Origin of the sequence: Roseomonas sp. KE2513 (genome assembly GCF_016107305.1) — a bacterium.
GTDB lineage: Bacteria > Pseudomonadota > Alphaproteobacteria > Acetobacterales > Acetobacteraceae > Roseomonas.
This window is the reverse complement of record NZ_RCVR01000019.1, coordinates 1-25082: the sequence shown is the minus strand read 5'-3', so window position 1 is coordinate 25082 and position 25082 is coordinate 1. Positions and strand designations below refer to the sequence as shown.

Below are 25082 nucleotides of genomic sequence, written 5' to 3'. Positions count from 1 at the left end.
GCAGCCGCCCGCCACGAGGTGGCGCCGCAAAGGGAGGAATGGGACCATGACGAGCATCGCGAGGCGCGGCCTGCTGGGCGTCGCTGGATTGGGAGCGGCGGGCCTCTCCACCATCCCGGCATCGCGGCGGGCGGCGGCCCAGCCCCGAAGCGCGCGGCCCATCCGCATCGGCGTGCTGACGGACATGTCCGGTCCCTATCGTGACCCGACCGGCCCAGGCTCCGTCGCCTGCGCGCGCCAGGCCGCCGAGGAGTTCATGGCCGCCAATCCCGGCATCACCGTCGAGGTGCTGCAGGCCGACCACCAGAACCGGCCGGATGTCGGCAGCGGCATCGCGCGGCAGTGGTACGACACCGACGGCGTGGACATGATCCTCGACGTGCCGACCTCCTCGGTCGCGCTGGCCGTCGCGGCGGCGACCCGGGAGAAGGACAAGGTCTTCGTCAATTCCGGCGGCGCGGTGGTGGAGCTGACGGGCGCGCAGTGCTCGCCCAATACGGTGCACTGGACCTACGACACCTGGATGCTCGCCAAGTCCACCGGCGCCGCCCTGACGCGCGCGGGCGGGGATACCTGGTTCTTCATCACTGCCGACTACGCCTTCGGCCACGCGCTCCAGCGCGACACCTCCGCCTTCGTCGAGGGCGCGGGCGGGAAGGTGCTCGGCGGCGTGCGCTACCCTTTCCCGCAGACGACCGACTTCTCGTCCTTCCTCGTGCAGGCACGGGCCAGCCGGGCGAAGGTGCTGGGCCTCGCCAATGCCGGCACGGACACGGTGAACTGCGTGAAGCAGGCGCGGGAATTCGGGCTCACGCGGCAGGCGAAGCTCGCGACGCTGCTGATGGCCATCGCCGACGTGCACGCACTGGGTCTCGAGACGGCGCAGGGGCTGCTGCTGACAGAGTCCTTCTACTGGAACCTCAACGACCGCACCCGCGCCTTCACCGCCCGCGTGCGGCCGAAGCTGCCGGGCGGCATCCCCATGGGCATGATCCAGGCCGGCTGCTACGCGGGCGCGCTGCACTACCTCAAGGCCGTCGCCTCCATGGGGGTGGCAGAGGCGAAGCTCTCCGGCCGTGTGACGGTGGAGCGGATGAAGGCCATGCCGACCGACGACGACGCCTTCGGGCCCGGCCAGATCCGAATGGACGGGCGCAAGATCCACCCCTCCTACCTCTTCGAGGTGAAGAGCCCCGCCGAGAGCACCGGGCCGGGAGACTACTACAAGCTCGTCGGCACCACGCCCGCCGAGGAGGCCTTCCGCCCGATGTCGGAGGGCGGCTGCCCGCTCGTCAGGACCTGACCGGAAGGGAGTGCCGGCGCCGCCGGCATCCCCGAGGCGGCGTCAGGCCGGCAGCGCCGCCGCGCGGATCGGCCCGCGGGTGGCCCAGTTCGCCAGCACGGCGCCGAGCCCGACGAGCACCATGACTGGCCAGAAGGCAGCGTAGCTGCCGGTCTGCGCCACCAGCACCGCCGCCGCGCCCACGCCGAGGAAGCCGCCGATCTGATGGCTGAAGAAGCACACACCGTAGAGCGCGCCGAGATCCGCCGTCCCGAAGCGGCGCGCGATGGCGGCCGCCGTCAGCGGCACGGAGCCGAGCCAGATCGAGCCGAGCACCGCCGCGAAGAGCAGCGTGCCCCACTCGGTCACCGGCAGGGCGGCGAAGAGCGCGATGGCGACGCTGCGGGCGAGATAGATGGCGCCCAGCGCCACCTCCGGCCGGATGACGCTGCCGAGTTTCCCGCAGAGCCAGGAGCCGGGGATGTTGAACAGCCCCACCAGCATCAGCGAGGTGGCCCCGACCCAGGCCGGCATGCCGCAGAGCGCGAGATGCGCCGGCAGGTGGGCCGTGAGGAAGGCGAGTTGGAAGCCGCAGGCGAAGAAGCCGACCGTGAGCAGCGCGTAGTCGCGCTCCCCCAGGGCGCGCCGTGCCAAAGCCGGCAGCTCCGAAAGCGCGCGGTGCGGCGCCGAGGGGTTGCGCGGCGACCACTCCATCACGCGCGCCGCCGGCAGGATGAACAGGGCCGCGATCGCCATGGCGCCGAGCGCCGGGGCCGCGCCGAGCCAGCCGATGCCTGTTTGCGCGTAGGGCACCAGCAGCGCCTGCCCGACCGAGCCGCCGGCGGCGGCGATGCCCATCATGTTGGCCCGCTGCTCCGGCGTGGCGGCGCGGCCGACAGCGGCGATGACGCTGCCCGTGCCGGCGCAGCCCACGCCGATGCCTGTCATGACGCCGATGCCGAGAAGCGCCGTGAGCGCGGAAGGATAGATCGCCACCAGCGCGAGCCCGGCGGCGTAGAGCAGCCCGCCCACCGCCGCCACGCGCCCGGCGCCGTAGCGGTCGCCGAGCGAGCCCGTCACGGGCTGGGCGAGGCCCCAGGTGAGGTTGTGCAGGGCGACGGAGAAGCCGAGCGCCACGGGGGAGATGCCGCCCTCCGCCCCCAGCGGCAGGAGAAAGAGGCCGTAGGTCTGGCGGATGCCCATCGCCATGGAGCCCGCGACGGCGGCGGCGGCCACGACTGCCCAGACGCTCTGATTCCGCATGGCCTTCGGCCCTTTCATTCCCGGCGCGTCCCGTTTCCCCGGGAAGCTTGGCGCCGATCCCCTTCCGCGCACCAGCCCTGCTCGTGCAGGGCTCCCCTGCCGCGAGGCCATGCGGGCGGGCGGCTCGACCCCTTCGCCCGGGCGTGCCACCTCGGTTCCATGCGACCGACCCTGCATCCACGCCTGCTGAACGGACGAACCGGCGATCCCGGCGTCTTCGTCGAGGCCCTGCACCTGTCGGAGACGGTGCTGCTGGACTGCGGCGACCTCTCATCCCTCTCGGTACGCCACCTGCTGCGGGTGGGGCTGCTGGCGGTCTCGCACGCGCATATGGATCACTGGGCGGGCTTCGATCGGCTGCTCAGGCCGCTGATCGGGCGGGAGAAACGGCTCCTCGTCGTGGGGCCGGAGGATTTTGCGGCCCGCGTGCACCACCGGCTGGGGGCCTATACCTGGAACCTCGCGCACCGCATCCCCGCCGACCTCGTGATCGAGGTAACGGAGGTGGTGCGCGGCCCCGCCCTGCCCCGCGCGCGCTTCCGGCTGCACCACCGCTTCGCGCGAGAGGACCTGCCGCCGCTGCCGGCCACGCCGGACGGCACGGTGCTGGAACTCGGGCCGCTCCGCCTGCGCGCGGCCGTGCTCGACCACGGCACTCCCTGCCTTGGCTTCGCGCTGGAGGAGGGAGCGCATCTCAACGTCTGGCGTACCCGGCTGCAGGAGCGCGGGCTGCCAACCGGACCCTGGCTCGCGGGGCTGAAGGCGGCCGTGGCGGCGGGGCTGCCGGACGAGCACCCGATCCGCGTCTTCGCCCGCCCCTCGGAGGCGCCGCTGGCGCCGGCGCGCCCCCTTGGCGAGCTGCGCGACCTCATCGTCGCCAGTCCCGGGCAGCGCCTAGCCTATATGACGGATTTCGCCGACCTGCCGGCGAACCGGGCGGCGGCGATCCACCTCGCGCGCGGCGCCGACACGCTGTTCATCGAGGCCCCCTTCGCCGCCGAGGACGCGGAGATCGCGCTCGACCGCCGGCACCTCACCACCCGCGCCGCCGGCGAGATCGCGGCCGCGGCGGGGGCACGACGGATCGAGCCCTTCCACTTCTCGCCGCGCTACGCGGGGCAGGAGGAGCGGCTGCTGGCGGAAGTTGCGGCCGCGGCCGGTAAGGGCCGCGTCCTGGGTGGCGAGGCATCGGGAAGGGAATAGGAGGCGCGGCGATGCGGCGGATCATGATGGCGGCGATCCTGGCCGCAGCAGCCCTGGTGCAGATGAAGGTCGCGCAGGGTGCGGCGCTTCCTCCGGCGGATGGAAGCACCTTCCTGAAGGAGTGGATGCGGCCTCAGTCCCAGCCCACGCCATCGCCGCGCCCCGCTCCTCAGACCGGCGTGCAGCCGTCGCGCCCGACTCCCCAGGCAGGCGCGCCATCCCCGCGTGCCGCCGACCCGTCCTCGCCCGCCAACTGCGCGGCGCCGCTGCGCAACGGCTGCGAGGCGCAGCAGAGCGCCTGCCGGATGGCATGCCCGCCGATGTGGAGCACGAATCCGGGCGCCCCGGCCTTCACGCCAACCGATCGCGCGGGATGCACCCAGCAGTGCTTCACCCGCTATCTCGCCTGCCTGAACCTCTACGGGTGCCGCTGAGCGAGATGGCGAATCCGCTTGCGGCCGCGATCTGCCATTCGATACACCTGTTCCGCATAACGGGCGGAAAGCCCGGCCGCCCCGCCACCGAGCGGGGCGTCGGAGGAATGGGAAGCGTCCATGTGGATTTCCGCACGCGCACCTGCCTGCCCGTTGCTGCCCCTCCAGCAAAGGCAGAGCCTCATGACCACCCATTCCGGGACTGCTTGCCCATGAGCAGCGGCCACCAGGTCTCGATCCGCGAGCACCGCATCCCCACTCCCGGCAGCGGGCCCTATATCTGCGCGCCCGGCCCGGACGGCGCCCTCTGGTTCTGCGAGAGCGGCACCTCGCGCATCGGCCGGATGGACGCGGCGGGCCGCTTCACCGAATTCGTCCTGCCGACGCCGAACGCCACGCCCATCGGCATCATCGCCGGCGCGGACGGGCGGCTCTGGTTCTGCGAGAAGGCGGCGAACCAGGTCGGCGCCATCACGCCCGGCGGCGAGATCACCGAGTACCCGCTGCCGAGCGCGGGCGCGGGACCCGACGGCATCATGGCCGGGCCGGACGGGAACATCTGGTTCTCCGAGACCTCCATCGGCCGGATCGGGCGCATCACGCCGGCGGGCGAGGTGACCGAGTTCAGCGAGGGCCTCTCGCCCGACTGCCGCCCCCTCTCCATCGTGCCGCGCGACGGCGCGCTGTGGTTCAGCCAGGCGGCCGGCAACAAGGTCGGGCGCATCGGGATGGACGGCGCGATCAGCGAGATCCCGATTCCCACCCATGACAGCCAGCCCCGCGCCATGGCGCCGCACCCGGATGGCAGCATCTGGTTCGTGGAGACGAGCGGCAACGCGCTCGGGCGGCTGGACCGCGAGGGGCGCATCACGGAGCACCCCGTCTCCGTGGCCGAGGCCTCGCTGCGCGGCGTCTGCGTCGGCGAGGACGGCACGCTCTGGGTCACGGCCAACGCCGCGAACATGATCCTGCGCATGTCGCCCGAGGGCGCGATGATGGGCGCCTTCCCGATCCCGACCGCGGGCAGCGGCGCGCGCTGCATCGCCACGATGCCGGACGGGCGGATCTTCTTCACGGCCTACGACGCGGGAGCGATCGGCGAGGTGGTCTGGCGCTGAACGGCCGCCTGCCGCCGGCTGGCGCGGCGGATCGCACAGGGAGGAAAAAGAACATGAGCCTCATAAGCTGTCTTCGGCGCCTCGCGCTGGCCGCCCTCCTCGCGCTGTCCGCCGCAGGGCCGGCGGGGGCGCAGGCCTGGCCCGACCGCCCGATCCGCCTGCTGGTGCCGATCGCGGCAGGCAGCGTCACCGACGTGATCCTGCGCGCCGCCGCGCCCGAGCTCTCCGCCCGCCTCGGCCAGCCGGTCGTGATCGAGAACCGCACGGGCGCCAGCGGCATCGTCGGCGCCCAGGCCTGCGCACGGGCGACGGCGGATGGCTACACGGCCTGCGCCGTCTACCACAGCACCATGTCCTTCAACCCGCTGCTGTTCGAGCGCCTGCCCTACGACCCCGTGGCAGACTTCGCGCCGGTCACCTCGCTCTTCTTCCTGACGGAGGTGATGGCGGTGAACGCCGCGATGCCTGTGCGCTCCGTCGCCGAGCTGCGGAGCTTCGCGCGGGAGTCGGCGCAAGGCCTCGCCTTCGGCACACTGGGCGAGGGTTCCTTCCCCGACCTGCTGCTGCGCTGGCTGAACAGCCAGTGGGGCACGCGCATGGTCGGCGTGCCCTATCGCGGTGGCGGGCCGATCGCGCTGGCGGTCGCGGCGGGCGAGATCCAGATTGGCAACATGGGGCTCGGCAACTTCATGGGGCAGATCGAGGCCGGGCTGGTGCGGCCGCTGGCGGTCACCACCACCCGGCGCTCACCCCTGCTGCCGACGGTGCCGACCTTCGCGGAAGCAGGGCTCGGCGAGTACCAGGGTCGCGGCTGGTGGGGCATCGCGGTCCCGCGCGCGACCCCGGCCGCGGCGGTGCAGGGGCTGAACGCCGCCTTCGTCGCCGTGTTCGGCGACCCGCGCTTCGTCACCTTCCTGGAGCGCCAGGCGGTGGAGCCCTTCACCAGCACGCCGGAGGAGTTCGCCAGCTTCCTGCGGGAGGACCGCAAGGCCGCGGAGGCGCTGGTGCGCATCGCCAACACGAGGCCCGAGGTGTACAGGCCGGCGCCCTGAGGGGCCGCGGGGCGGTGAATCCCGCCCCGCCTTTCGCGGGAAGGATGTAGAAGCAGCCTCTTACCGAGGAGGATCCGATGTCAAAGCATCCCGAGACGCTCGCGCTCCACGCCGGCTGGCGGAACGACCCCGCCACGAAATCGGTGGCCGTGCCGATCTATCAGACCACCTCCTACCAGTTCGACGACGCCGCCCACGCCTCCCGCCTGTTCGGCCTGCAGGAGTTGGGCAACATCTACACGCGCATCATGAACCCGACGACCGACGTGCTGGAGAAGCGCGTGGCCGCGCTCGAGGGCGGCGTCGGCGCACTGGCCGTCGCCTCGGGGCAGGCGGCCTCGGCCATGGCCGTGCAGAACCTGGCGCTGGCGGGAGACAACATCGTCTCCTCCACCGATCTCTATGGCGGCACCTGGAATCTCTTCGCCAACACGCTGCGCGACCAGGGGATCGAGGTGCGCTTCGTCGACCCGGCGGACCCGGAAGCCTTCCTCCGCGCCTCCGACGAGCGCACCCGCGCCTGGTACGCCGAAACTCTGCCAAACCCAAAGCTGGAGGCCTTCCCGATCGCAGAGGTGGCGGCGCTCGGCCGCCCGCTCGGCATCCCGCTGATCATGGACAACACGGCGGCGCCGCTGCTCGTACGGCCCTTCGACCACGGCGCGGCGGTGGAGGTACTCTCCACCACGAAGTTCCTCGGCGGCCACGGCACGAGCATCGGCGGCATCATCGTCGATGGCGGCAACTTTGACTGGGCCGCGCACGCTGCGCGCCAGCCCGCACTGCACCGCCCCGATCCCTCCTACCACGGCGCGGTCTGGGCCGAGGCGGCGAAGCCCATGGGGCCGATCGCCTATATCCTGAAGGCGCGGGTGACGCTGCTGCGCGACCTCGGCGCTGCCATGTCGCCCTTCAACGCCTTCCTCACGCTGCAGGGCATCGAGACGCTGGCGCTCCGCATGCGCGAGCACAGCCGCAACGCGGAGATCGTGGCCGACTTCCTCGCCGCCCGGCCGGAGGTGAGCCGCGTGATCCACCCGAAGCACCTGACGGGTGAGGCCGCCGCACGCACCGCCAAATATCTCACCCGCGGCCATGGCGGCCTCGTCGGCTTCGAGCTGGCGGGCGGGCTGGAAGCCGGGCGCCGCTTCATCGACGCGCTGCGGATGATCTACCACGTCGCGAATATCGGCGACGCGCGCAGCCTCGCGATTCATCCCGCCAGCACGACCCACTCCCAGCTCTCGGCCGAGGACCAGCTCTCGACCGGCGTATCACCGGGCTACGTCCGGCTCTCGATCGGTCTGGAGCACCCGGAGGACATCCTTGCGGATCTCTCCCAGGCGCTCGACGCCGCCGGCACGGAGGCGCGGCCTCTCGCGGCAGAATAGCGGGCGCTCAGGCGGCGTTCGGCACCCAGCTGTTTCGCATCCGCTCCAGCCGCGCGGATCGCGGCGTCCTCCGCTCGGTGCTTCGGGATGAGCCGGCGGAGGGCGCCCGCGCCAGCTCCCCCACCATCGGCTTTCCAAGCAGGTGCGGGGAGGTGGACAGAAAGGCCCTGTCGAAACTCCGCCTCGGGCCGCGTGGTGCGCCGTCGGGATAGGAGAGGTCGGGCGACATGATCCCGCTCACGCGGAGCCATTCGCGATCCGCCGCCCGGCCGTCGATGGCCGGCACGCGCTGGATGTCCGATAGGTGAGGGTTGCGGGCCTTGAACAGGGCCAGCCGGTCGCTGCGGGGCGCAGGATTGATCAGCCGCTTTTCCATGCCGGATTTTCCGTGCGAAGTGCTCCCGGCCAGACTGCACGCGCAGGGCGTCGGAGAGGTTAACGGCCGTCCCCGGCGGTCGTGGCGCCCCTGTTGTGCTTCGTTACGGCGCCTTGGCAGACATCAAGCGGGGTCCGTGCGTTCCTGTCTCACCTGACTCGGCCGATGCTCCATGATCCCCCTTCGTCCCCTCCTTCCCCTCGCGGCGCTCGCCCTCTCCGCTTGTGTGGCCGTGCCGCCGGCGCCGCAGCCGCCCGCGGCGCCGCTCGTGGCTTATCCGGGCGCCGGAAAAACGGCGGAGGCTCTTCAGGTGGACGATGCGGCCTGCCAAGCCCAGCCTGGCGGCACCTTGTTAGGCATCGCGGCAACCACCCCGGCGACACCGCCCGGGAACGCGGCGGGCGCACCGGCCGGGTTCGGGACCAGCCCGCCCGCCGCACCGGTTCTTCCCGCAGAGGCCTATCTGCAGTGCATGGCCGCGCGCGGCAACGTCGTGGCACCCGCCTACGCGCCCCCGGCCTTCAGCTACGCGCCAGTCTATCCATCCTACTTCTATGGCGCCTATGCCTGGGATTACCCCTGGGGCTACCTCTACCCGTTCTCCGGCTACGGCTATCACCGCTTCTCCGGCCGCTATCGCGGCTTTTATGGCCGGCCCGTGCCGCCGCATGGCGGGTTCCGGGGAACCCCCTTCGGCGGCGGGCGGGGCGGGTTTTCGCATCGCGGCCGGCACTGAAGGCAGTGCCGCTCCTCGCCCAGGGGTTGCGCCGCCAGGCGGAAGCTGCGACGAGGCGCGCGCCAGCGGCAGAGCCTGGGAATTCTGGCCTTTGATGCTTTTTCCCAACATCTGTCAGTTTTTTTGACGGACTTTATTCCCGTTTCCGACTAAGAATGAAGTTAGGCAGGGAAAACAACTCGCTGCTGAACTGGCACGCTTATCGCTCGATAAGGCTAACTTCACAGGAGTTGGCCCAACATGAAGAACCTCGTTCTCGCTGCGATCTTATCCTTAGGTGCCGCGACCGCCGCCCAGGCCGCGCCGATCACCGTGAGCCCGGGCGATCTCAGCTCGATGGGTCAGATCACGGCCGTCTTCGTCTACCGTGACGCGGCGGACACGAGCACGCTCTCGCGCGCCGGCGCCTCGGGCATCATCTTCAACAACCAGACGGCCGCCATCGGGACGTCGGTGAATGTCGGGGCGGCCAGCGGGATTGTCAGCTTCCAGCTGAACAACCTGACGCGGGGCACCACCTTCGCGACGGGCGTGGCCGACAACGGCATCTACTACGCCAACTACTCGACCGACTTCTCCAGCTTCGGCGTCGGTCCCCTCTCGGCGGCCGCCTCGGCGGCGATCGCCCAGCTGCCGAACAACGTGACCTATGTCGGCTTCGAGGACATGCGCGATGGCGACTACGACTACAACGACCTCATCTTCGCCTTCTCCCCGGTCGTGGCCACGCCCGCCCCGGTGCCGGAGCCGGCCAGCCTGGCGCTCTTCGGGATGGGCCTGCTGGGCCTCGGGCTGATCCGCCGCCAGCGCGGCTGAGGCTCGCCTGCCCGGCTTGCCGGGCAGTCCTGGGAAGGAAAGCGACGAGCGGGGGCTCGGGCATCGGCCCGGGCCCCCGCGCCGTTTCCGGACCGGGTCAGTGCCGCGCCTTCTCCCAGGCGTCCAGGCCCCGCTTGAGCATCCAGAAGCCGAAGCCGAGGCCGAAGGCCATCAGTGCCGCGCCGAAGACCGCAAAGCCGGTATCGGCCGCCTGGGAGGCGGCGATGACGCCGAGCAGCGCGAGCGCGGCCGAGAGGATCATGAAGAGCGCGTGGCTGGTGCTGAAGCCGGTGGCGGGCATCAGGAATTCTCCTTCGTATCGTCGAAGAGGATGCGGCTGGCCGCTCCCTCGGGGTCGTCGTACTGCCCGTTCCCCAGCGTCCAGCCGAAGAAGAGCAGGGCCAGCGTGCCGAGGCCGAGGGCCAGCGGCACGAGAAGGGCAAGCGCGTTCATTCCGAAGCCTCCCGCCCCACGCGGAGCGCGTTGAGGATCACCGCGAGCGATGACGAGGCCATCACCAGCGACGCGATCAGAGGGGTGACGAAGCCGAGCACGGCCATCGGCACCGCGACGATGTTATAGGCGAGGCTGAAGGCGATGTTCTGCCGCGCGGCCCGCTGCGCCCGCCGTGCCGTTCGCACCGCGGCCGGCAGGGCCGATAGCCCCTCCGCCCGCAGCACGAGGTCGGCGGCGGCCTGAGCGAGGTCCGTCCCGCCCGCTGGCGTGGCGGAGGCATGGGCCAAGGCCAGAGCGGCCGCGTCATTGATTCCGTCGCCGAGCATCAGCGGGCGCCGGCCGGCGGCGCGCAGCGCCTCGATCCGCGCTGCCTTGTCGGTAGGTGTCGCCGCTGCACGCCACTTGGCGATGCCGAGGGAGGCGGCCGCCCGGGCCACGGCCGCGGGCGCATCGCCGGAGAGAAGCTCGACCTCCAGCCCCAGACGCCGCAGCGCCTCCACGGCCTCCGCCGCGTCGGGCCGGAGCGGATCGGCGAAGCGGAAGGCGACGGGCGCGGCTTGCGGGCCCGCGCGGTACCAGAGGGTGGGGCCCTCCTGCTCCATGCTCTCCCCGGCGCCGCAGAAGGAAGCGCTGCCCAGCCGCTCCTCGCCGTGCAGCAGCCCGGCGCCGGGGATCTCCTCCACGGCCTCGGCCGCGTGGACGGGCACAGGGCAAGCGGCGACGAGCGCGCGGGAGAGCGGGTGGCGGCTGCTGGCGGCGAGGGCCGCGGCGGCCTCCAGCGCGCCCTCCGGCCGGGCGGGATCGGGCAGCAGCTCCGGCCTGCCAGTGGTGAGGGTGCCGGTCTTGTCGAGCACGGCCACGTCGCAGGCCGCCAGCCGCTCCAGCGCTGTCGGCGATCCCACCAGCACCCCGCGGCGGAACAGGGCGCCGACGGCGACCACCTGCACCGCCGGCACGGCGATCGCGAGGCCGCAGGGGCAGGTCACGATGAGCGAGGCAACGGCCGGCACGAGCGCCGCCTGCCAGGAGACGCCCACGCCCAGCCACCAGCCGAGGAAGGTCGCGGCCGCCACCATATGGACGACGGGCACGTAGAGCCGCGCCGCACGGTCGGCGACGGAGACGTAGCGGCCCCTCGCCTGCTCGGCCCGTTCCAGCAGGCGCGCGACGGCGGCCAGTGACCCCTCCGCTGCCCCGGCGGTCACGCGCTGCACGAGCGCGGCGCCGAGGTTCACGGCGCCGGCCGGCATGGCGGCGCCGGCGGCGAAGCGGCGGGGTAGGCTCTCGCCAGAGGTGGCGGCGGTGTCGAGCAGGGCCTCGCCTTCCTCCAGCACGCCGTCGAGGGCGAGGCGCTCGCCGGGGGCGACGAGCAGCCGGTCACCGGGGCGCACGGCCTCGGCGCCCAGGCGGTGAGCGGTGCCGTCCGCCTCCAGGCGGGTCACCTCGGCGGATTGCAGCGCCAGCAGTTCGGCGCAGGCCTGGCGGGCGCGGCGGCGGGCGGCGCGGTCGAGCACGCGGCCGCCGAGCAGCAGGGCCAGCAGCGCCGTCGCCCCGTCGAACCAGGTATAGGGACCGTTGCGGACGGCCTCGGAGAGGCTCATCGCCGTGGTCGCGAGCACGCCGAGCGAGACCGCGAGGTCCATGTTCACCCGCCCCGCCCGGATCGCACCGACGGCGGAGCGGTAGAAGGGCATGCCGGCCACAAGCACGACCGGCAGCGCGATCAGCGCGGCCAGCCAGTGCATCAGCCCGCGCGTGCCCTCCCCCATGTCGCTGCCGACCCAAACGGCGACGGAGAGCATCATCACGTTGGAGGCGCCGAAGGCAGCGATGCCGAGCGCCCGGAGCAGCGCCTTCCCTTCCTCGTCCTCGGTGGCGCGAAGGCAGGCGGCGGACCAGGGGGCCACCTGGAAGCCGAGGCGCGCCACGAGGGAAGCCAGGGCCTCCGCCCGCTCCGCGGGGCCGCGCCAGGTGACGGTCAGGCGGCGCGTGGCGAGGCTGGCGCGGGCGCGCAGCACGTCCGTATCAGCGGCCAGGGCCTGCTCGACCAGCCAGACGCAGGCGCCGCAGGTCAGGCCCGCCACCATCAGGTCCAGGCTGTGCTCCGCCCCGCCGCGCGACGGGACGGCGCGGGCGGCGAAGTCCACGGGCGGCAGCGCGGTGGGGCGGATGCCTCCGGCCGCAGACTCCCGCTTGCGATAGAAGGCGCCGAAGCCGAGGCCGGAGATGAGGGCGGCCGCCCCCTCGCAGCCGGCGCAGCAGAAGCGCCCCGCGCCCGGCGTGACCGGCACGCCGCAATGCGCGCAGGCACCGGCGCTCAGGCGCGGCTCGGCGGCGTCGAGGCGGGCCGGAAGGGCGGTCATGGGATCACGAGCCTCTGGCGACGTTCCAGCCGGTCGGCGCCGCGGGTGACGGTCAGCACCGCCTCCCAGGCACCGGGCGCCGGCACCTCGGCCGCGGCACGCCAGGTGCCGGGGGCGGAGGGCTGGAAGCCGAGCGGGAGAGCGGTGCGGTCGAGCGGCCGCTGGAGAGTACCGGTGACGGAGGCATCGGCCGGCAGCGGCGAGCCGTCGGGCAGGCGCACCGTGAGGACGACCGCGCCGCCGGCCCGGGCGATCTCCGCCTTCCAGCCGAGCGCCTTCTGGCGCGCGGCCTCGTCGAGCACCGCGCCGTAGCCGAGGCCGCGGTCATAGGCACCCGTGGTCGTCGTGCCCGTGAAGGTACCGACGGCGGCCGTGATGAGCACGGCGTTGACGCCGATCACCACCAGGAAGCCGGCGACGAAGACCCAGGGAATCCAGCGGCCCCGCGCTGGGGGGTGTGCAGCGATGGCGTTCATGAACGAGGCCTCAGGAAGACGGTGCCAACCGCAGCGCGCTCGGTATCGCTGCCGGGCTGGAGAAGGCGGATGCGGATGGGAGTGCTCTCCTCCTCCGGCCGGCCCTGCGGCGCGGTGGTGATGAAGAGGCGCGCCTCGGCGACGCCGTCCGCGCGGGTCTCGATCGTCGGGCGGCCGGCGGCATCGGGCTCCCCGCCGTTCAGCACCCCCCAGGAGGCGCCCCCGGGCAGCCCCTCGACGCCGATCGCAAGCCGCTCCACGCTGGCACGGCGGTCGGAGATCTTCAGGGTGTAGCTGTTCCGCACGCTGCCATCGGCAAGGCGCACGAAGAGCGGGGCACGGTCGCGCAGCGCCTCGATGCCCACATCCGTGCGCCCGGCAAAGGCGCCGATCATCACCGCGCCGATGACACTCATGGCGGCAGCGTAGAACCAGGTGCGCGGGCGCAGCAGGCGCGCGGGGCGGCGTGCGGCCATGCCAGGTGCGCAGCGGGCGGGGCCGGGCGGGATGGCCGCGGTGGCCGCCGTCGCGGCCGCGAGATTGCCGACCGTCTCGAAAGCGACCAGCGCCGTCGGCCGGCCGAGCTTCGTCATGATGCCGTCGCAGGCGTCGATACAGAGGCCGCAATTGATGCAGGCCATCTGCAGGCCCTCGCGGATATCGACGCCGGTGGGGCAGACATTCACGCAGGCGCGGCAGTCGATGCAGTCGCCGGCGGAGGTGTCGCGCGCCTTGCCCCGCGGCTCGCCGCGCCAGGCGCGGTAGGAGACGGCGAGGCTGTCGTCGTCGAGCATCGCGGACTGGAAGCGGGGCCAGGGGCACATATAGGTGCAGACCTGCTCCCGCGCCCAGCCGGCGAGGAGATAGGTGGAGAGGGTGAAGAGCCCCGCGAAGCCGAGGATGGAGGGCGAGACGTCGAAGTGCAGCAGGTCGCGCAGGAGGGTCGGCGCGTCGGTGAAGTACATCACCCAGGCGCCGCCGGTCGCCGCCGCGATCAGGATCCAGGCGGCGTGCTTCGCGAGCTTCAGGCCCCAGTCTCCCGCGCTCCAGCGCGGCTTCGCGTCGCGGCGCATGCGGGCGTTGCGGTCGCCCTCGATCCAGCGCTCGACGAGCATGTAGAGGTCGGTCCAGACCGTCTGCGGGCAGGCGAAGCCGCACCAGACGCGGCCGAAGAGGGAGGTGGCCGCGAAGATCCCGAGCGCGCCGAGCAGCAGCAGGCCCGTGAGGTAGTAGACCTCCTGCGGCCAGACCTCGATCGGGAAGAAGAAGAGCCGGCCCTTGTCCATATCGACGAGCACGGCCTGGTCCGGCTGGCCAGGGCCGCGGTCCCAGCGCATCCAGGGCAGGAGGTAGTAGAGGCCGAGGCAGAAGCCGAGCACGGCCCACTTCGCGCGACGGACCTTCCCCGTGACCGCCTGCGGGTAGACCCGCACGCGATCGGCGTAGAGCGGCTGGTTCCGGTCGTCGGGCGAGAAGGCCGCGGGCTTCTGCATCTTGCTCATTGCGCCGCGGGCTCCGTGCCGCCGAGGCTCTGCACGTAGACGGTCAGCATGCGGATGGTGGCGGGGTCCAGCCGGCGCTCCCAGGCGGGCATGGCGCCGCCGCGGCCGTAGGAGACGGTGCGCAGGATCGTCGCCTTGTCGCCGCCGTAGAGCCAGACCTGGTCACTCAGGCGCGGCGCGCCCATCTCGCGGTTGCCCTCGGCGCGCTCGCCGTGGCAGCTCGCGCAGTTCTCGGCGAAGACGGCGGCGCCGCGGGCGGCGGCGGCCTTGTCGGTCGCGCGGTCGGTCAGCGAGAGCACGTGCTCGGCCACGTCGTTCGCCTGGGGCGCGGTGAGCAGCCCGTCCGCCACGAAGCGCGGCATCATGGAGGTGCGGGTCTCCTCGTCGTCCGGCGCGCGGATGCCGTGCCGGATGGTCTGCTCGACCGCCACCAGGCTGCCGCCCCAGAGCCACTCGTCATCGGCCAGGTTCGGGAAGCCGGGGTTCCCCTGCCCTCCCGCGCCGTGGCAGCCCGCGCAGGTATTGGCGAAGGCAACGCGCCCGCCGGAGACGGCGTAGCCGCGCAGGTCCGGGTCGGCGAGGATCCCCTCCGGGCTGGTGGCGCGCAGGCGGGCCAGCATCGGCTCGGCGGCAGTGGCCTGGGCCGCGCGGTCCGCGTCCGCCGCCCCGCGCGCCGTGTAGCCGAGCAGCCCCATGCCGGTGAAGGGCAGGGCAGGATAGAGCACCACCCAGAGCGCCGCGAAAGCGATGCAGGCATAGAAGGTGTAGAGCCACCAGCGCGGCAGCGGCGTGTTCAGCTCGCGGATGCCGTCCCACTCGTGTCCGGTGGTGGTGGTGCCCGTGTGCTCGTCGCGGTGCGGCGCGGCGTGCAGGGCGTCGTGCATGGTATCGGACATGGCGCGCGCTCCTACTCGGCTTCGCGCAACGGGATGAGCCGCGCGCGCTCAAACTTCTCCCGCCGGGCCGGACGCATGGCCCAGAAGACGATCCCGGTGAAGAGGGCGAAGAACCAGACGATCCAGGTGGTCAGCAGCAGGCTGTGGATCTGTTCGATGGTCATGACGGATCCCTCCTTACTGCTGCCGCAGCCGCTCGGGCGTGACCTCGGAGAAGTCCACGAGAGTGCCAAGCATCTGCAGGTAGGCGACGAGCGCATCCATCTCGGTGATCGACTTCGCGTTGCCGTCCGGGTCCATCGGCCGCGCGCGGCCGTAGCGGGCGGAGAAGGCGCTCGCGTCCTCCGCCGGCCGCGCCTGCGCCTCGAGGTCGGCGCGGGCATTCGCAACCATCTCGTCGGTGTAGGGCACGCCGGCCGTGCGCAGCGTTGCGAGCCGCTGGCCGATGTCGCCGTAGTTCAGCGGTCGGTCGAGGAAGGCATAGGCCGGCATGATGCTCTCGGGCACGACGTGGCGTGGGTTGCGCAGGTGCAGCACGTGCCAGTCGTCGGAGTAGCGGCCGCCGACGCGGGCGAGGTCGGGCCCGGTGCGCTTGCTGCCCCATTGGAAGGGGTGGTCGAACATGCTCTCGGCCGCGAGCGAGTAGTGGCCGTAGCGCTCCCGCTCGTCGCGGAAGGGGCGGACCATCTGGCTGTGGCAGGTGTAGCAGCCCTCGCGCACGTAGATGTCGCGTCCCGCCTGCTCCAGCGGCGTGTAGGGGCGGATGCCGCCCACGCGCTCGATGGTGCTCTCGACGGCAAACAGCGGGATGACCTGCACGAGGCCGCCGATCGAGATGGTGATGAGGGTCAGCACGCCGAGCAGGATGAGGTTCCGCTCGATATGGCCGTGGTTGAACTTGATGCCGAACATGATGGGTGCTTTCCCTCAGGCCGCGGCGGGCAGGGCGTCGACGGTGCGGTCGGCATTCGCCTCCGCCACCGGCATGCGCACCGTGCGCCACAAGTTGTAGGCCATGAGCAGGGCGCCGGTGAGATAGAGGACACCGCCCAGGGCACGGATGACGTAGTACGGGTGCAGCGCCGCGACGGTCTCGACGAAGGCGTACTGCAGGAAGCCGAGGTGGTCGTAGGCGCGCCACATCAGGCCCTGCATGATGCCCGAGACCCACATCGAGGTGATGTAGAGAAGGATGCCAAGCGTCGCGATCCAGAAGTGCCAGCTTGCCATCCGCGTGGACCAGAGCTGCGTGCGGCCCCAGAGGCGCGGCACGAGCCAGTAGAGCACGCCGAAGGTGATGAAGCCGTTCCAGCCCAGCGCGCCGGAGTGGACGTGGCCAATGGTCCAGTCGGTGTAGTGCGAGAGCGAGTTCACGGCGCGGATGCTCATCACCGGGCCCTCGAAGGTCGCGATGCCGTAGAAGCCGAGGGAGGCGACGGAGAAGCGCAGGCCCGGGTCGGTGCGCAGCTTGTCCCAGGCGCCCGAGAGGGTCATCAGCCCGTTGATCATGCCGCCCCAGGAGGGCATCCACAGCATGATGCTGAAGACCATGCCGAGCGTCTGCGCCCAGTCCGGCAGGGCCGTGTGGTGCAGGTGGTGTGGGCCGGCCCAGATGTAGAGGAAGGTCAGCGCCCAGAAATGCACGATGGACAGGCGGTAGGAATAGACCGGCCGCTCGGCCTGCTTGGGGATGAAATAGTACATCATCCCGAGGAAGCCGGCGGTCAGGAAGAAGCCCACCGCGTTGTGGCCGTACCACCACTGGATCATCGCGTCCTGCACGCCCGAGGCCGCGCCGTAGGACTTGGCGCCGAAGAGGCTGACAGGGATGGACACGTTGTTGCCGAGGTGCAGCACCGCGACGGTGATGATGAAGGCGAGGAAGAACCAGTTGGCGACGTAGATGTGCGGCTCCTCGCGCCGCAGGATCGTGCCGCCGTAGACGACGAGGTAGGAGACCCAGAGCACCGTCAGCCAGAGGTCGGCGTACCACTCGGGCTCGGCGTATTCCTTTCCCTGGGTGATGCCCAGCAGGTAGCCGGTGGCCGCGATGACGATGAAGAACTGGTAGCCCCAGAAGAGGAACCAGGCCGTCTCCTCGCCGCCGAAGAGCCGCGCGCGGCAGGTCCGCTGCACGACGTAGAGGCTGGTGAGGAAGAGCGCGTTGCCGCCGAAGGCGAAGATCACGGCGGAGGTGTGCAGCGGACGCACGCGGCCGAAGCTCGTGTATTCAAGCCCGAAGTTCAGCGCGGGATAGGCGAGCTGGGCGGCGATCAGCACGCCCACCAGGAAGCCCGCGATTCCCCAGAAGATGGTGGCGATGGCAAAGGCCCGCAGCGGCGCCTCGACATAGTCGGGCTGCGCGCGCGGCCTGGTCGCGGCGCCGGAATAGAGCAGGGTTTGAGTGGTCAGACCCTCTGGCATGGGGGGCTCCTCTTGATGGAGCCCTCGTCCCACAGGCCGGGTTGCGGAACCTTGATTCAGATCAAGCTAAGCCCGCGGCCCTGGCCGCGAGAACCGCCAGGACACAGGCGTTAACGAGGAGCACCATGGCGGAGGCGGTGCGCAAGGCAGGGCCGAAGCGCCGCCCGAAGAAGCGCCCGAGCAGCCCGACCCCGATGAGGGTAGGCACGGTGCCGAGGACGAAGGCGAGCATGGCCAGTGCTCCCGCGGCAGCGCTTCCGGCCGCCATGGCGGCGGCCAGCGCCCCGTAGAGCAGGCCGCAGGGAATGGCCGACAGCATGAGCCCGAGAAGGAAGCCCCGTCGCATCCCCGGTGGCCCGCCGAGCAGGCCCCCGAGGCCCGCCGGCAGGCGGAAGGGCAGAGCCGGCAGGTGCGGCCGGAAGCGGGCGAGGGCCGGCAGCCGCGCCGCCGCCTGGCCGAGCATGACGATTGCCGCCGCCAGCAGGGGGATCGCCAGCAGCCCGCGCCAGGCCAGAAGGGAGACCAACCCGGCCGCGCCGCCGGAGACCGCGCCCAGCCCCGCGTAACCGACAGCCCTGCCCGCGTGGTAGGGCAGGAGTGCCGCCCCGGCGAGCCGGGCCAGCCGGCCGCCGCCGGAACCCTCGGCGGCCTGCGCGATGACGAAGGGCCCGCACATCCCCGCACAATGGGTCACGCTGCCCGCCAGCCCGGCGAGCAGCATCGCGCCCATCAGGGCCACCATGTCGTGCGGGGCGAGGGCGGTCAGCCCATGCAGGCAGTCGGCGAGCATGCGCGCTCATGGCATGAGGCGGAGAGCCCGGCCTTGATCCAGCGCAAGGACCGTGCGCGCCGTGAGCGGCGAAACCTGTGCCGCAAAACGAAACGATTATCGTTCGATCTTGACCCTCACGATTTCGTGAGTATGCTTTCGCCACCGCCCAGCCACCGGACATATTGGCGCCGGACGCATCGGGGGCGGTGCTTTCCATAAGGATTTCCGGCCGTGCCCCGCCCCAGCCCCTTTCGGCTGCTTACCCTTCACTATGCCCTTTTCCAGCTCTCCGTCGCCCTCGCGGGAGGCTTCGTCGGCGCCTACCTCATGAAGCTAGGCTTCAGCCTGCCGGTCGCCTTACTCGCTTATGCCGCCCTGCTGACGGCGCGCTTCGGGCTTCGCCTGATCTCGCTCGAGGTGGTGCGGCGCCTCGGCTACCGCCGGGCCATGATGACGGGCGCCGCGCTCTGCGCCTCGGGCTTCCTGCCCCTCATGCGGGCGGAAGAACCGGCCTGGCTCGCGGCCTGGCTGCTGCTCGCCTCCATGGCCGAGTCCCTTTACTGGCCGCTCTACCACGCCGCGGCCGCCGTCGTGACCGGCGGCGCCCAGCGCGGGCACGAGATCGGCCTCCGTACTGCGCTCGGCTCGCTCATCGGCATCGTCGGGCCGGTCGCGGGCGGCCTGATGCTGGAGCACTTCGGGGCAGCGGTGGATTTTGGCATCGCGGGCGGCCTCACCCTGCTTTCCGTCCTGCCGCTGCTGCGCATGGGCCAGATCCCGGCCGGGCCGGTGCCCGGGATGCGGGACTCGATGCGCGGGATCGATGTCAGGGGCATCGCGACCTTCGCGGCGGATGGCTGGATGTCCTCCGGCCTGACGCTCGCCTGGCCGATGGTGCTCTTCACCTCGCTCGGCTCACATTATGAGGCGTTCGGGCTGGCCAATGCGGCGGCCGGGCTGGTTGGCGCGGTGGCCGGCATCGCCTGCGGCCGCGGGATCGACCGTGGGCAGCGCGAGCGCTACCTCGTCCTCGTCTGCACGGCGCTGACCCTCGGCTTCGCCTTCCGCGCCTGCGCCAGCTGGTCCCCGGCCGCCGCGGCCATCGCCAATGCGACCGGCGCGGCCGTGGCCGGCCTCTACGTGCCCGTGCTGATGAGCGTGATCTACGACCGGGCGAAGGACTCGGGCGCCGCCTACCGCTTCCACTTCGCGGCCGAGGCGGGCTGGGACATGGGCGCGACGACCGGCTGCATGCTGGCGGCGCTGGTCGCCTGGGCAACCGCCGTGCCCTCACTCGCGGTGCTGCCCGGGGCGCTTGGGGTGCTCGCGATCTACTACTTCGTCCGCGGCCAGGCGCCGGCGGCGGCGCCAGCCCTCGGGGTTCCGGCCGGGGCGTGATGGCCGGAGCATGACGACCGGGGGACGTATCCCCCGGCTCCTTCCTCTGTCTCAGTGGATGACCGGAAGCTTCTCGAAGGTGTGGAAGGGCGGCGGCGAGGGAACCTGCCACTCCAGCGTCGTCGCACCCTCACCCCAGGGATTGGCGCCGGCCCGCTGCCCCCGGAGCAGCGTCTGCGCCACCAGCACGAGGAAGATCAGGAAGGACAGGCCGGTGATGTAGGAGCCGGCCGTCGCCACGTAGTGCCAGTGCTGGAAGGCATCCGGATAGTCCGGGTAGCGGCGCGGCATGCCTTGGGCGCCCAGGAAGTGCATGGGGAAGAAGGTCAGGTTCACGCCGACGAAGAAGGTCCAGAAATGAATCTGGCCCAGGAATTCGGGATACTGGTGACCGCTCATCTTGCCGATCCAGTAGTAGAAACCGGCGAAGATCGCGAAGCCCGCCGCGATGCCCATGACGTAGTGGAAATGGGCGACGATGTAGTAGGTGTTGTGCAGGATCACGTCCACGCCGGGATTGGCGATCTTCACGCCCGTGACGCCGCCGACGGTGAAGACGAAGATGAAGCCGATCGCGAAGAGCATCGGCGTCTTGAACTGGATCGACCCGCCCCACATTGTCGCGATCCAGGAGAAGATCTTGATGCCCGTGGGCACCGCGATGATCATCGTGGCCGCCGAGAAATAGGCGCGCGTGTCCACCGAGATGCCCGAGGTGAACATGTGGTGCGCCCAGACCACGAAGCCCACCACCCCGATCGCCACCAGCGCGTAGACCATACCGAGATAACCGAAGAGCGGCTTGCGGCTGAAGGTCGCGACGACGTGGCTGATGATGCCGAAGGCCGGCAGGATGACGATGTAGACCTCCGGATGGCCGAAGAACCAGAAGAGGTGCTGGAACAGCACGGGATCGCCGCCGCCCTCGGGCTTGAAGAAGGCGGTGCCGAAATTGCGGTCGGTGATCTGCATGGTGATCGCGCCGGCTAGCACCGGCAGGGCGAGCAGCAGCAGGAAAGCCGTGACCAGCTGCGCCCAGACGAAGAGCGGCATCTTGTGCAGCGTCATGCCGGGGGCGCGCATGTTGAAGATGGTCGCGATGAAGTTCATCGCGCTGAGCAGCGAGCTGATGCCCGAGAGGTGCAGGGCAAAGAGCTGCATGTCCATCGCGGGACCCGACTGGTAGGTGTCGTCCGCCAGCGGCGGGTAGAGCGTCCACCCCGCGCCGGCGCCCTGCCCGACGAACATGCTGCCGTAGAGCAGCGCGACCGCCGGGACCACCAGCCAGAAGGAGATGTTGTTCAGCCGCGGGAAGGCCATGTCCGGCGCCCCGATCAGGATCGGCACGAACCAGTTCCCGAAGCCGCCGATCAGAACCGGCATGACCACGAAGAAGATCATCGTCAGCCCGTGGACCGACACCGTCGTGTTCCAGCTCTGTCCGCCCGAGAAGACCTGTAGCCCGGGCTCGGCCAACTCCGTTCGCATGAGGATGGAAACGGCGATGGCGACGGTGGCCGAGATAAGGGCAAAGACGAAGTAGAGCGTGCCGATATCCTTATGGTTCGTCGAGAAGAACCATCGGGCGATGAAGCCCGGCGGCCCGTGGTCATGCGCGTGATCGGGCGCGCCATGCCCATGGGCGCCGGCACCCGCCCCGCCGCCCTGCGTCGTGATCGCCATAGGTTCAGCCCCGCCCTGCGATAGCACTTGGCCGGGCGCTCCCGGTCTGGGGCACAGCCTGGTGCACCCCTCGAGCGAAGCTGAGGGAGGGCTGTCAGGCACGCGCTAACCTAGTTGAACATCCCTCTCGCTTTCCCACGCCGCGGCTTCGGGGAAATGGGCATTCGGCATTTTATCTCGTGAAATCGTGAAGATGATGAAGCGACGGATTAACGCGCTTAAGCGTCGATGTGCCGCTGCTGCGGGAAGACAGGGCAAGGCTCATGGAGGATCCTCGCATGATTCGCGAAACACTCGGCCGCTTGTGCGGCATGTCACACGCGGCCACTCGCCGTGCCACGCGGACAGACCGCCCGCAGCAGACACATCTTCGGCCCCACGGAGGCGGGTACGGCTGATGACGCTGCCGGAAATCTGGGGCGGCATCGAATGCACCGTCCTGCGCGTGAACGGCCAATGGCGCGATCAGCTCCGTGAAACGGGGCATCACCACCGGGCGACGGACCTGGACCAGGTCGCCTCCCTCGGCGTCCGGCGCCTGCGCTACCCCGTGCTATGGGAACGGGTGGCGCCGAAGAGCCTTCTGGACTGCGACTGGTCCTGGTCGGATGCCCGGCTGGCGCGGCTGCAATCCCTGGGGATCGCGCCCATCGCAGGGCTCATCCACCATGGCTCCGGCCCCGCCTATACCGATCTGCTCGATCCCAGGTTCCCCGAGAAGCTGGCAGCCTATGCCGCGCTGGCCGCCGCCCGTTACCCCTGGGTCATGGACTGGACGCCGGTGAACGAGCCACTGACCACGGCCCGCTTCTCCGCCCTCTACGCCCATTGGCACCCGCACGAGAGCGACGAGCGCAGCTTCCTCACCGCGCTCATGAACGAGTGCCGGGGCACCGCGCTGGCCATGCGGGCGATCCGTAAGGTGCAGCCGGAGGCGCGGCTCGTGCAAACCGAGGATCTCGGCAAGGTCTTTGCCACCGAGCCCCTGCTGGATCAGGCTGAGCACGAGAACACGCGGCGCTGGCTCAGCCTCGACCTGCTCTGCGGGCGGGTGGACCGGGATCACCCCCTCTACCCCGCCCTGATCGCCGCGGGGGTCCTCCCCGAGCACCTCGAGGAGCTCGTCGCCGAGCCCTGCGTCCCCGATGTCCTCGGCATTAACCACTACGTGACGAGTGACCGCTTCCTCGACCACCGGGTGGGCCTCTACCACCCCAGTCTGGCTGGCGAAGGCGGCGGGGGCCGTCGCTATGTGGATACCGAGGCGGTGCGCGTGCCCGTGCCGCGCTCCGAGCTCGGCTTCGAGCCGCGGCTTCGCGAGGCCTGGGAACGCTACCGCTTGCCCATCGCCGTGACCGAGGCCCATCTCGGCTGCGAGGACCCCGACGAGAGCGCGCGCTGGCTGCTCGAGACCTGGAACGCGGCCGTCTCCCTCCGTGGTGAAGGCGTGGACATCCTCGCGGTCACCCCCTGGTCGCTCTTCGGAGCGATGGACTGGGTGTCCCTCCTCCGCCGCAGCGACGGCGCCTACGAGCCCGGGGTCTTCGACGCCCGCTTCAGCCCGCCACGCCCCACCCCCCTCGCGGGCGTCGTGCGCGCCCTCGCCACCGACGGCCGCTTCTCCGGGCCGCTGGCCCAGAAGCCCGGCTGGTGGCGGCGCCCGGACCGCTTCGTGGTGAAGCCGGAACTCTGGGGCGAGGAGGCCAGGCCCGCGGCCTGAAGCGCCGTAGCGGGTTTCAGCTTCCGGGTGGCCTGGGCGGGTGAAGCCGGGGAGAGGAAGAAGGAATTCTTCCTCTCCCCGGGCCCCTTACCATCATCTTTCTCTTTGATTTCTTAGAACAGTTTAGCGGCCGGTGCGCCTAACAAGGGCACGACGAAAGAACCGGCCCCCAATCACCGCATCCGCGACAGCCGGACGGGGATCCAAGGGCCTCAGGCCCTTGGCAGGTGAGGTCTGGAGAGGGCGGAGCCCTCTTCAGGGCCACGGGAGCCGCCTCCGGTCCCGAACGGGAGCTCCTACTTCGCCTGAAGCACCATGGGCACGGTGCTGCCCACCCGTGTTTCCGGCATGGCGATGAGGAAAATCAGGCCGCCGGCCGCTGCGATCGAGGAGAGGGCGAGGAAGGCCGCGTGGTATCCCGCGTTGACGACGAGGAACCCGACGAGGGTGCCGCTGAGGATTCCGCCGATCGCGTGCACCGTTCCCACCGCGCCCTGTGCCGCGTTGAAGTGGCCGCTACCAGTGGTGAGGTCGGCGACGATCACGGGAAACAGTGCCCCGATCAGCCCGGCGCCCACGCCGTCGAGCAGTTGCACCCCGATCAGCCAGGCCGGGTGATCCGACAGGGTATAGAGGGACCCTCGTAGGGCCAGGGCGACGAAGGCGACGAGGAAGAGGGGCTTGCGCCCCCAGGCATCCGCCCGCGCCCCGGCCAGGGCTGCCGCGGGCACCATGATGGTCTGGGCGGCGATCGCGCAGGCGGCGGTGAACATGATTCCCTGCCCAGGATGGCTGAGCGCCAGCCGCTGCGCCACGAGGGCCAGCATGGGCCCGTTGGCCATGTGAAAGAGCGCGCCGGTGAGGGCGAAGATCATCAGCGGCCGGCTAGCCAAGAGGGTGCTCCAGGGAGAGGGGCGGTGACCGTGCCCCTGCCGGTCCGGTAGCAGCCCGCGCGCGAGCTCGTAGTCGATGGCGTTCGCCGGCACGCGCGTGACCGCCCAGAGGCTGGCGGCGGCGGTCACCACCATCATCACGAAGACGATCGCGGTGCCGACGAAAGGTGCGGTGAGAAGGATCACGAGGTTGATCGCCGCGTTACCAAAATGGAACAGGGCCTCGTTCCGCCCGGCTCGGTGCGCGAAGCGTGCCGGCCCCACGATGCCCAGCGACATGGCCGCCAGCGTGGGGCTCATGGTCGTGCCGGCCAGCGCCCCGATCACGCCGGCCGCCGCCACGGCCCAGAAATGCGGCGCGAGCGGAATGACGAGGGAGGTGGCCGTGACCACCACCACGGCGCAGCCCAGCAGGGCGCGCTTGGCGCGGATGGCGTCTACGAGAATGCCAAGCGGCGTCTGCGAGACCAGCCCGACCATGCCGCCAAAGGAGAGGGCGAGACCGATGCTGGCCTCGTCCCAGGCGTGCTCGGTAAGGAGGTAAACGGCAAGATAGGCGCCGAGCCCGTAGCGGACATCGGAGAGCGCGAAACTGAGGAAGTCGAGAGCCCGCTCGGCCCTGGGATTGGGGGGCGGGGAAATCGCGGCATCGCTCATCCGCGGCTCACCGGTGAGGTCGTGCCCCGGCCCGAACCGGCGCGGCCACGATGCCTTCGGGTGGTTGTAAGATCGAAACCTCGCGCAAACTGGCTCACGCCGCCCTCCCCCGGCACGATCGCCGGCGCGCAGCGTAGAACGAGTTTACGTCGGTGTGCCGTTGAACACCGC

24 protein-coding genes are annotated in these 25082 nt (G+C 70.9%); 10 read left to right on the top strand and 14 right to left on the bottom strand.

Annotation, left to right across the window (positions count from 1 at the left end; all coding sequences use genetic code 11):
* The first annotated feature begins 46 nt into the window (after positions 1-46).
* Entirely contained in the window at positions 47-1303 is a 1257-nt protein-coding gene (locus D9599_RS18455) for an ABC transporter substrate-binding protein (RefSeq protein ID WP_198382759.1), read from the top strand.
* A 42-nt stretch (positions 1304-1345) separates the two neighbouring features.
* Here the strand turns inward: D9599_RS18455 and D9599_RS18450 are convergent, their stop codons facing one another.
* Positions 1346-2545: an MFS transporter gene (locus D9599_RS18450; RefSeq protein ID WP_198382758.1), complete on the bottom strand. Its 1200-nt coding sequence runs from the start codon at positions 2543-2545 to the stop codon at positions 1346-1348.
* A gap of 159 nt (positions 2546-2704) precedes the next feature.
* Here D9599_RS18450 and D9599_RS18445 point away from each other — a divergent pair, with 159 nt between their 5' ends.
* From D9599_RS18445 to D9599_RS18425, 5 genes are all read left to right on the top strand, one after another.
* Positions 2705-3748, top strand: a complete 1044-nt coding sequence (locus tag D9599_RS18445; RefSeq protein ID WP_198382757.1) for an MBL fold metallo-hydrolase — start codon at positions 2705-2707, stop codon at positions 3746-3748.
* Positions 3749-3759: 11 nt separating this feature from the next.
* Positions 3760-4182, top strand: a complete 423-nt coding sequence (locus D9599_RS18440) for a hypothetical protein (RefSeq protein ID WP_198382756.1) — start codon at positions 3760-3762, stop codon at positions 4180-4182.
* A 212-nt stretch (positions 4183-4394) separates the two neighbouring features.
* Entirely contained in the window at positions 4395-5300 is a 906-nt protein-coding gene (locus D9599_RS18435) for a hypothetical protein (protein ID WP_198382755.1), read from the top strand.
* A 53-nt stretch (positions 5301-5353) separates the two neighbouring features.
* Positions 5354-6352, top strand: a complete 999-nt coding sequence (locus tag D9599_RS18430) for a tripartite tricarboxylate transporter substrate binding protein (protein WP_198382754.1) — start codon at positions 5354-5356, stop codon at positions 6350-6352.
* A gap of 77 nt (positions 6353-6429) precedes the next feature.
* The gene (locus D9599_RS18425) at positions 6430-7743 is read left to right on the top strand and encodes an O-acetylhomoserine aminocarboxypropyltransferase/cysteine synthase family protein (RefSeq protein WP_198382753.1); all 1314 of its coding nucleotides are present in this window, start codon (positions 6430-6432) and stop codon (positions 7741-7743) included.
* 7 nt (positions 7744-7750) lie between these two features.
* Here the strand turns inward: D9599_RS18425 and D9599_RS18420 are convergent, their stop codons facing one another.
* A complete protein-coding gene (locus tag D9599_RS18420; protein WP_198382752.1) occupies positions 7751-8119 on the bottom strand; it encodes a hypothetical protein in 369 nt (122 codons plus the stop codon).
* A gap of 172 nt (positions 8120-8291) precedes the next feature.
* Between D9599_RS18420 and D9599_RS18415 the strand changes: the two genes are divergently transcribed.
* Together D9599_RS18415 and D9599_RS18410 are read left to right on the top strand one after the other, a co-directional pair.
* Positions 8292-8855: a hypothetical protein gene (locus D9599_RS18415; protein ID WP_198382751.1), complete on the top strand. Its 564-nt coding sequence runs from the start codon at positions 8292-8294 to the stop codon at positions 8853-8855.
* Positions 8856-9095: 240 nt separating this feature from the next.
* Positions 9096-9671, top strand: coding sequence for a PEP-CTERM sorting domain-containing protein (locus tag D9599_RS18410; protein WP_198382750.1), 576 nt, complete (start codon positions 9096-9098; stop codon positions 9669-9671).
* 97 nt (positions 9672-9768) lie between these two features.
* Here the strand turns inward: D9599_RS18410 and D9599_RS18405 are convergent, their stop codons facing one another.
* The 10 genes from D9599_RS18405 to D9599_RS18360 form a co-directional block, all read right to left on the bottom strand.
* A complete protein-coding gene (locus tag D9599_RS18405; protein WP_198382749.1) occupies positions 9769-9972 on the bottom strand; it encodes a hypothetical protein in 204 nt (67 codons plus the stop codon).
* On the bottom strand, positions 9972-10124 hold the full coding sequence (gene ccoS, locus D9599_RS18400) for a cbb3-type cytochrome oxidase assembly protein CcoS (RefSeq protein ID WP_198382748.1): 153 nt from the start codon (positions 10122-10124) through the stop codon (positions 9972-9974). The genes D9599_RS18405 and ccoS overlap by 1 nt, the downstream gene beginning before the upstream one ends.
* Positions 10121-12490 (bottom strand): heavy metal translocating P-type ATPase, encoded by a 2370-nt coding sequence (locus D9599_RS18395; RefSeq protein ID WP_198382747.1) that lies wholly within the window; start codon positions 12488-12490, stop codon positions 10121-10123. Before D9599_RS18395 ends, ccoS begins: the two co-directional genes overlap by 4 nt.
* Positions 12487-12966: a FixH family protein gene (locus D9599_RS18390; RefSeq protein WP_198382746.1), complete on the bottom strand. Its 480-nt coding sequence runs from the start codon at positions 12964-12966 to the stop codon at positions 12487-12489. Before D9599_RS18390 ends, D9599_RS18395 begins: the two co-directional genes overlap by 4 nt.
* Positions 12963-14468, bottom strand: coding sequence for a cytochrome c oxidase accessory protein CcoG (ccoG, locus tag D9599_RS18385; protein WP_198382745.1), 1506 nt, complete (start codon positions 14466-14468; stop codon positions 12963-12965). Before ccoG ends, D9599_RS18390 begins: the two co-directional genes overlap by 4 nt.
* Positions 14465-15364, bottom strand: coding sequence for a cytochrome-c oxidase, cbb3-type subunit III (gene ccoP / locus D9599_RS18380; protein ID WP_232480661.1), 900 nt, complete (start codon positions 15362-15364; stop codon positions 14465-14467). Before ccoP ends, ccoG begins: the two co-directional genes overlap by 4 nt.
* A gap of 11 nt (positions 15365-15375) precedes the next feature.
* Positions 15376-15528, bottom strand: coding sequence for a cbb3-type cytochrome c oxidase subunit 3 (locus tag D9599_RS18375; RefSeq protein ID WP_084698579.1), 153 nt, complete (start codon positions 15526-15528; stop codon positions 15376-15378).
* Positions 15529-15541: 13 nt separating this feature from the next.
* A complete protein-coding gene (gene ccoO / locus D9599_RS18370; protein ID WP_198382744.1) occupies positions 15542-16276 on the bottom strand; it encodes a cytochrome-c oxidase, cbb3-type subunit II in 735 nt (244 codons plus the stop codon).
* 15 nt (positions 16277-16291) lie between these two features.
* Positions 16292-17788 carry a cytochrome-c oxidase, cbb3-type subunit I gene (ccoN, locus tag D9599_RS18365; RefSeq protein WP_198382743.1) on the bottom strand — a complete coding sequence of 499 codons (1497 nt, stop codon included), beginning with the start codon at positions 17786-17788 and terminating at the stop codon, positions 16292-16294.
* A gap of 61 nt (positions 17789-17849) precedes the next feature.
* On the bottom strand, positions 17850-18578 hold the full coding sequence (locus D9599_RS18360; RefSeq protein WP_198382742.1) for a sulfite exporter TauE/SafE family protein: 729 nt from the start codon (positions 18576-18578) through the stop codon (positions 17850-17852).
* Between the two features lie 213 nt (positions 18579-18791).
* Between D9599_RS18360 and D9599_RS18355 the strand changes: the two genes are divergently transcribed.
* Positions 18792-19958, top strand: a complete 1167-nt coding sequence (locus D9599_RS18355; protein WP_198382741.1) for an MFS transporter — start codon at positions 18792-18794, stop codon at positions 19956-19958.
* Between the two features lie 51 nt (positions 19959-20009).
* Here the strand turns inward: D9599_RS18355 and ctaD are convergent, their stop codons facing one another.
* Complete coding sequence (ctaD, locus tag D9599_RS18350; protein WP_198382740.1) at positions 20010-21641, bottom strand: cytochrome c oxidase subunit I; 1632 nt, start codon at positions 21639-21641, stop codon at positions 20010-20012.
* Positions 21642-22038: 397 nt separating this feature from the next.
* On the opposite strand from ctaD, the gene D9599_RS18345 reads away from it, so the two are divergent.
* Positions 22039-23361, top strand: a complete 1323-nt coding sequence (locus tag D9599_RS18345; protein WP_198382739.1) for a family 1 glycosylhydrolase — start codon at positions 22039-22041, stop codon at positions 23359-23361.
* Positions 23362-23657: 296 nt separating this feature from the next.
* Here the strand turns inward: D9599_RS18345 and D9599_RS18340 are convergent, their stop codons facing one another.
* On the bottom strand, positions 23658-24911 hold the full coding sequence (locus tag D9599_RS18340) for an MFS transporter (protein ID WP_198382738.1): 1254 nt from the start codon (positions 24909-24911) through the stop codon (positions 23658-23660).
* Positions 24912-25082: the final 171 nt, after the last annotated feature.

What these genes read in the sequence shown, in the direction of transcription:
- D9599_RS18455 (WP_198382759.1), top strand. Translation starts at nt 47, where the DNA reads ATGACGAGCATCGCGAGGCGCGGCCTGCTGGGCGTCGCTGGATTGGGA.
- D9599_RS18450 (WP_198382758.1), bottom strand. Translation starts at nt 2,545, where the DNA reads ATGCGGAATCAGAGCGTCTGGGCAGTCGTGGCCGCCGCCGCCGTCGCG.
- D9599_RS18445 (WP_198382757.1), top strand. Translation starts at nt 2,705, where the DNA reads ATGCGACCGACCCTGCATCCACGCCTGCTGAACGGACGAACCGGCGAT.
- D9599_RS18440 (WP_198382756.1), top strand. Translation starts at nt 3,760, where the DNA reads ATGCGGCGGATCATGATGGCGGCGATCCTGGCCGCAGCAGCCCTGGTG.
- D9599_RS18435 (WP_198382755.1), top strand. Translation starts at nt 4,395, where the DNA reads ATGAGCAGCGGCCACCAGGTCTCGATCCGCGAGCACCGCATCCCCACT.
- D9599_RS18430 (WP_198382754.1), top strand. Translation starts at nt 5,354, where the DNA reads ATGAGCCTCATAAGCTGTCTTCGGCGCCTCGCGCTGGCCGCCCTCCTC.
- D9599_RS18425 (WP_198382753.1), top strand. Translation starts at nt 6,430, where the DNA reads ATGTCAAAGCATCCCGAGACGCTCGCGCTCCACGCCGGCTGGCGGAAC.
- D9599_RS18420 (WP_198382752.1), bottom strand. Translation starts at nt 8,119, where the DNA reads ATGGAAAAGCGGCTGATCAATCCTGCGCCCCGCAGCGACCGGCTGGCC.
- D9599_RS18415 (WP_198382751.1), top strand. Translation starts at nt 8,292, where the DNA reads ATGATCCCCCTTCGTCCCCTCCTTCCCCTCGCGGCGCTCGCCCTCTCC.
- D9599_RS18410 (WP_198382750.1), top strand. Translation starts at nt 9,096, where the DNA reads ATGAAGAACCTCGTTCTCGCTGCGATCTTATCCTTAGGTGCCGCGACC.
- D9599_RS18405 (WP_198382749.1), bottom strand. Translation starts at nt 9,972, where the DNA reads ATGCCCGCCACCGGCTTCAGCACCAGCCACGCGCTCTTCATGATCCTC.
- ccoS (WP_198382748.1), bottom strand. Translation starts at nt 10,124, where the DNA reads ATGAACGCGCTTGCCCTTCTCGTGCCGCTGGCCCTCGGCCTCGGCACG.
- D9599_RS18395 (WP_198382747.1), bottom strand. Translation starts at nt 12,490, where the DNA reads ATGACCGCCCTTCCGGCCCGCCTCGACGCCGCCGAGCCGCGCCTGAGC.
- D9599_RS18390 (WP_198382746.1), bottom strand. Translation starts at nt 12,966, where the DNA reads ATGAACGCCATCGCTGCACACCCCCCAGCGCGGGGCCGCTGGATTCCC.
- ccoG (WP_198382745.1), bottom strand. Translation starts at nt 14,468, where the DNA reads ATGAGCAAGATGCAGAAGCCCGCGGCCTTCTCGCCCGACGACCGGAAC.
- ccoP (WP_232480661.1), bottom strand. Translation starts at nt 15,364, where the DNA reads ATGTCCGATACCATGCACGACGCCCTGCACGCCGCGCCGCACCGCGAC.
- D9599_RS18375 (WP_084698579.1), bottom strand. Translation starts at nt 15,528, where the DNA reads ATGACCATCGAACAGATCCACAGCCTGCTGCTGACCACCTGGATCGTC.
- ccoO (WP_198382744.1), bottom strand. Translation starts at nt 16,276, where the DNA reads ATGTTCGGCATCAAGTTCAACCACGGCCATATCGAGCGGAACCTCATC.
- ccoN (WP_198382743.1), bottom strand. Translation starts at nt 17,788, where the DNA reads ATGCCAGAGGGTCTGACCACTCAAACCCTGCTCTATTCCGGCGCCGCG.
- D9599_RS18360 (WP_198382742.1), bottom strand. Translation starts at nt 18,578, where the DNA reads ATGCTCGCCGACTGCCTGCATGGGCTGACCGCCCTCGCCCCGCACGAC.
- ctaD (WP_198382740.1), bottom strand. Translation starts at nt 21,641, where the DNA reads ATGGCGATCACGACGCAGGGCGGCGGGGCGGGTGCCGGCGCCCATGGG.
- D9599_RS18345 (WP_198382739.1), top strand. Translation starts at nt 22,039, where the DNA reads ATGACGCTGCCGGAAATCTGGGGCGGCATCGAATGCACCGTCCTGCGC.
- D9599_RS18340 (WP_198382738.1), bottom strand. Translation starts at nt 24,911, where the DNA reads ATGAGCGATGCCGCGATTTCCCCGCCCCCCAATCCCAGGGCCGAGCGG.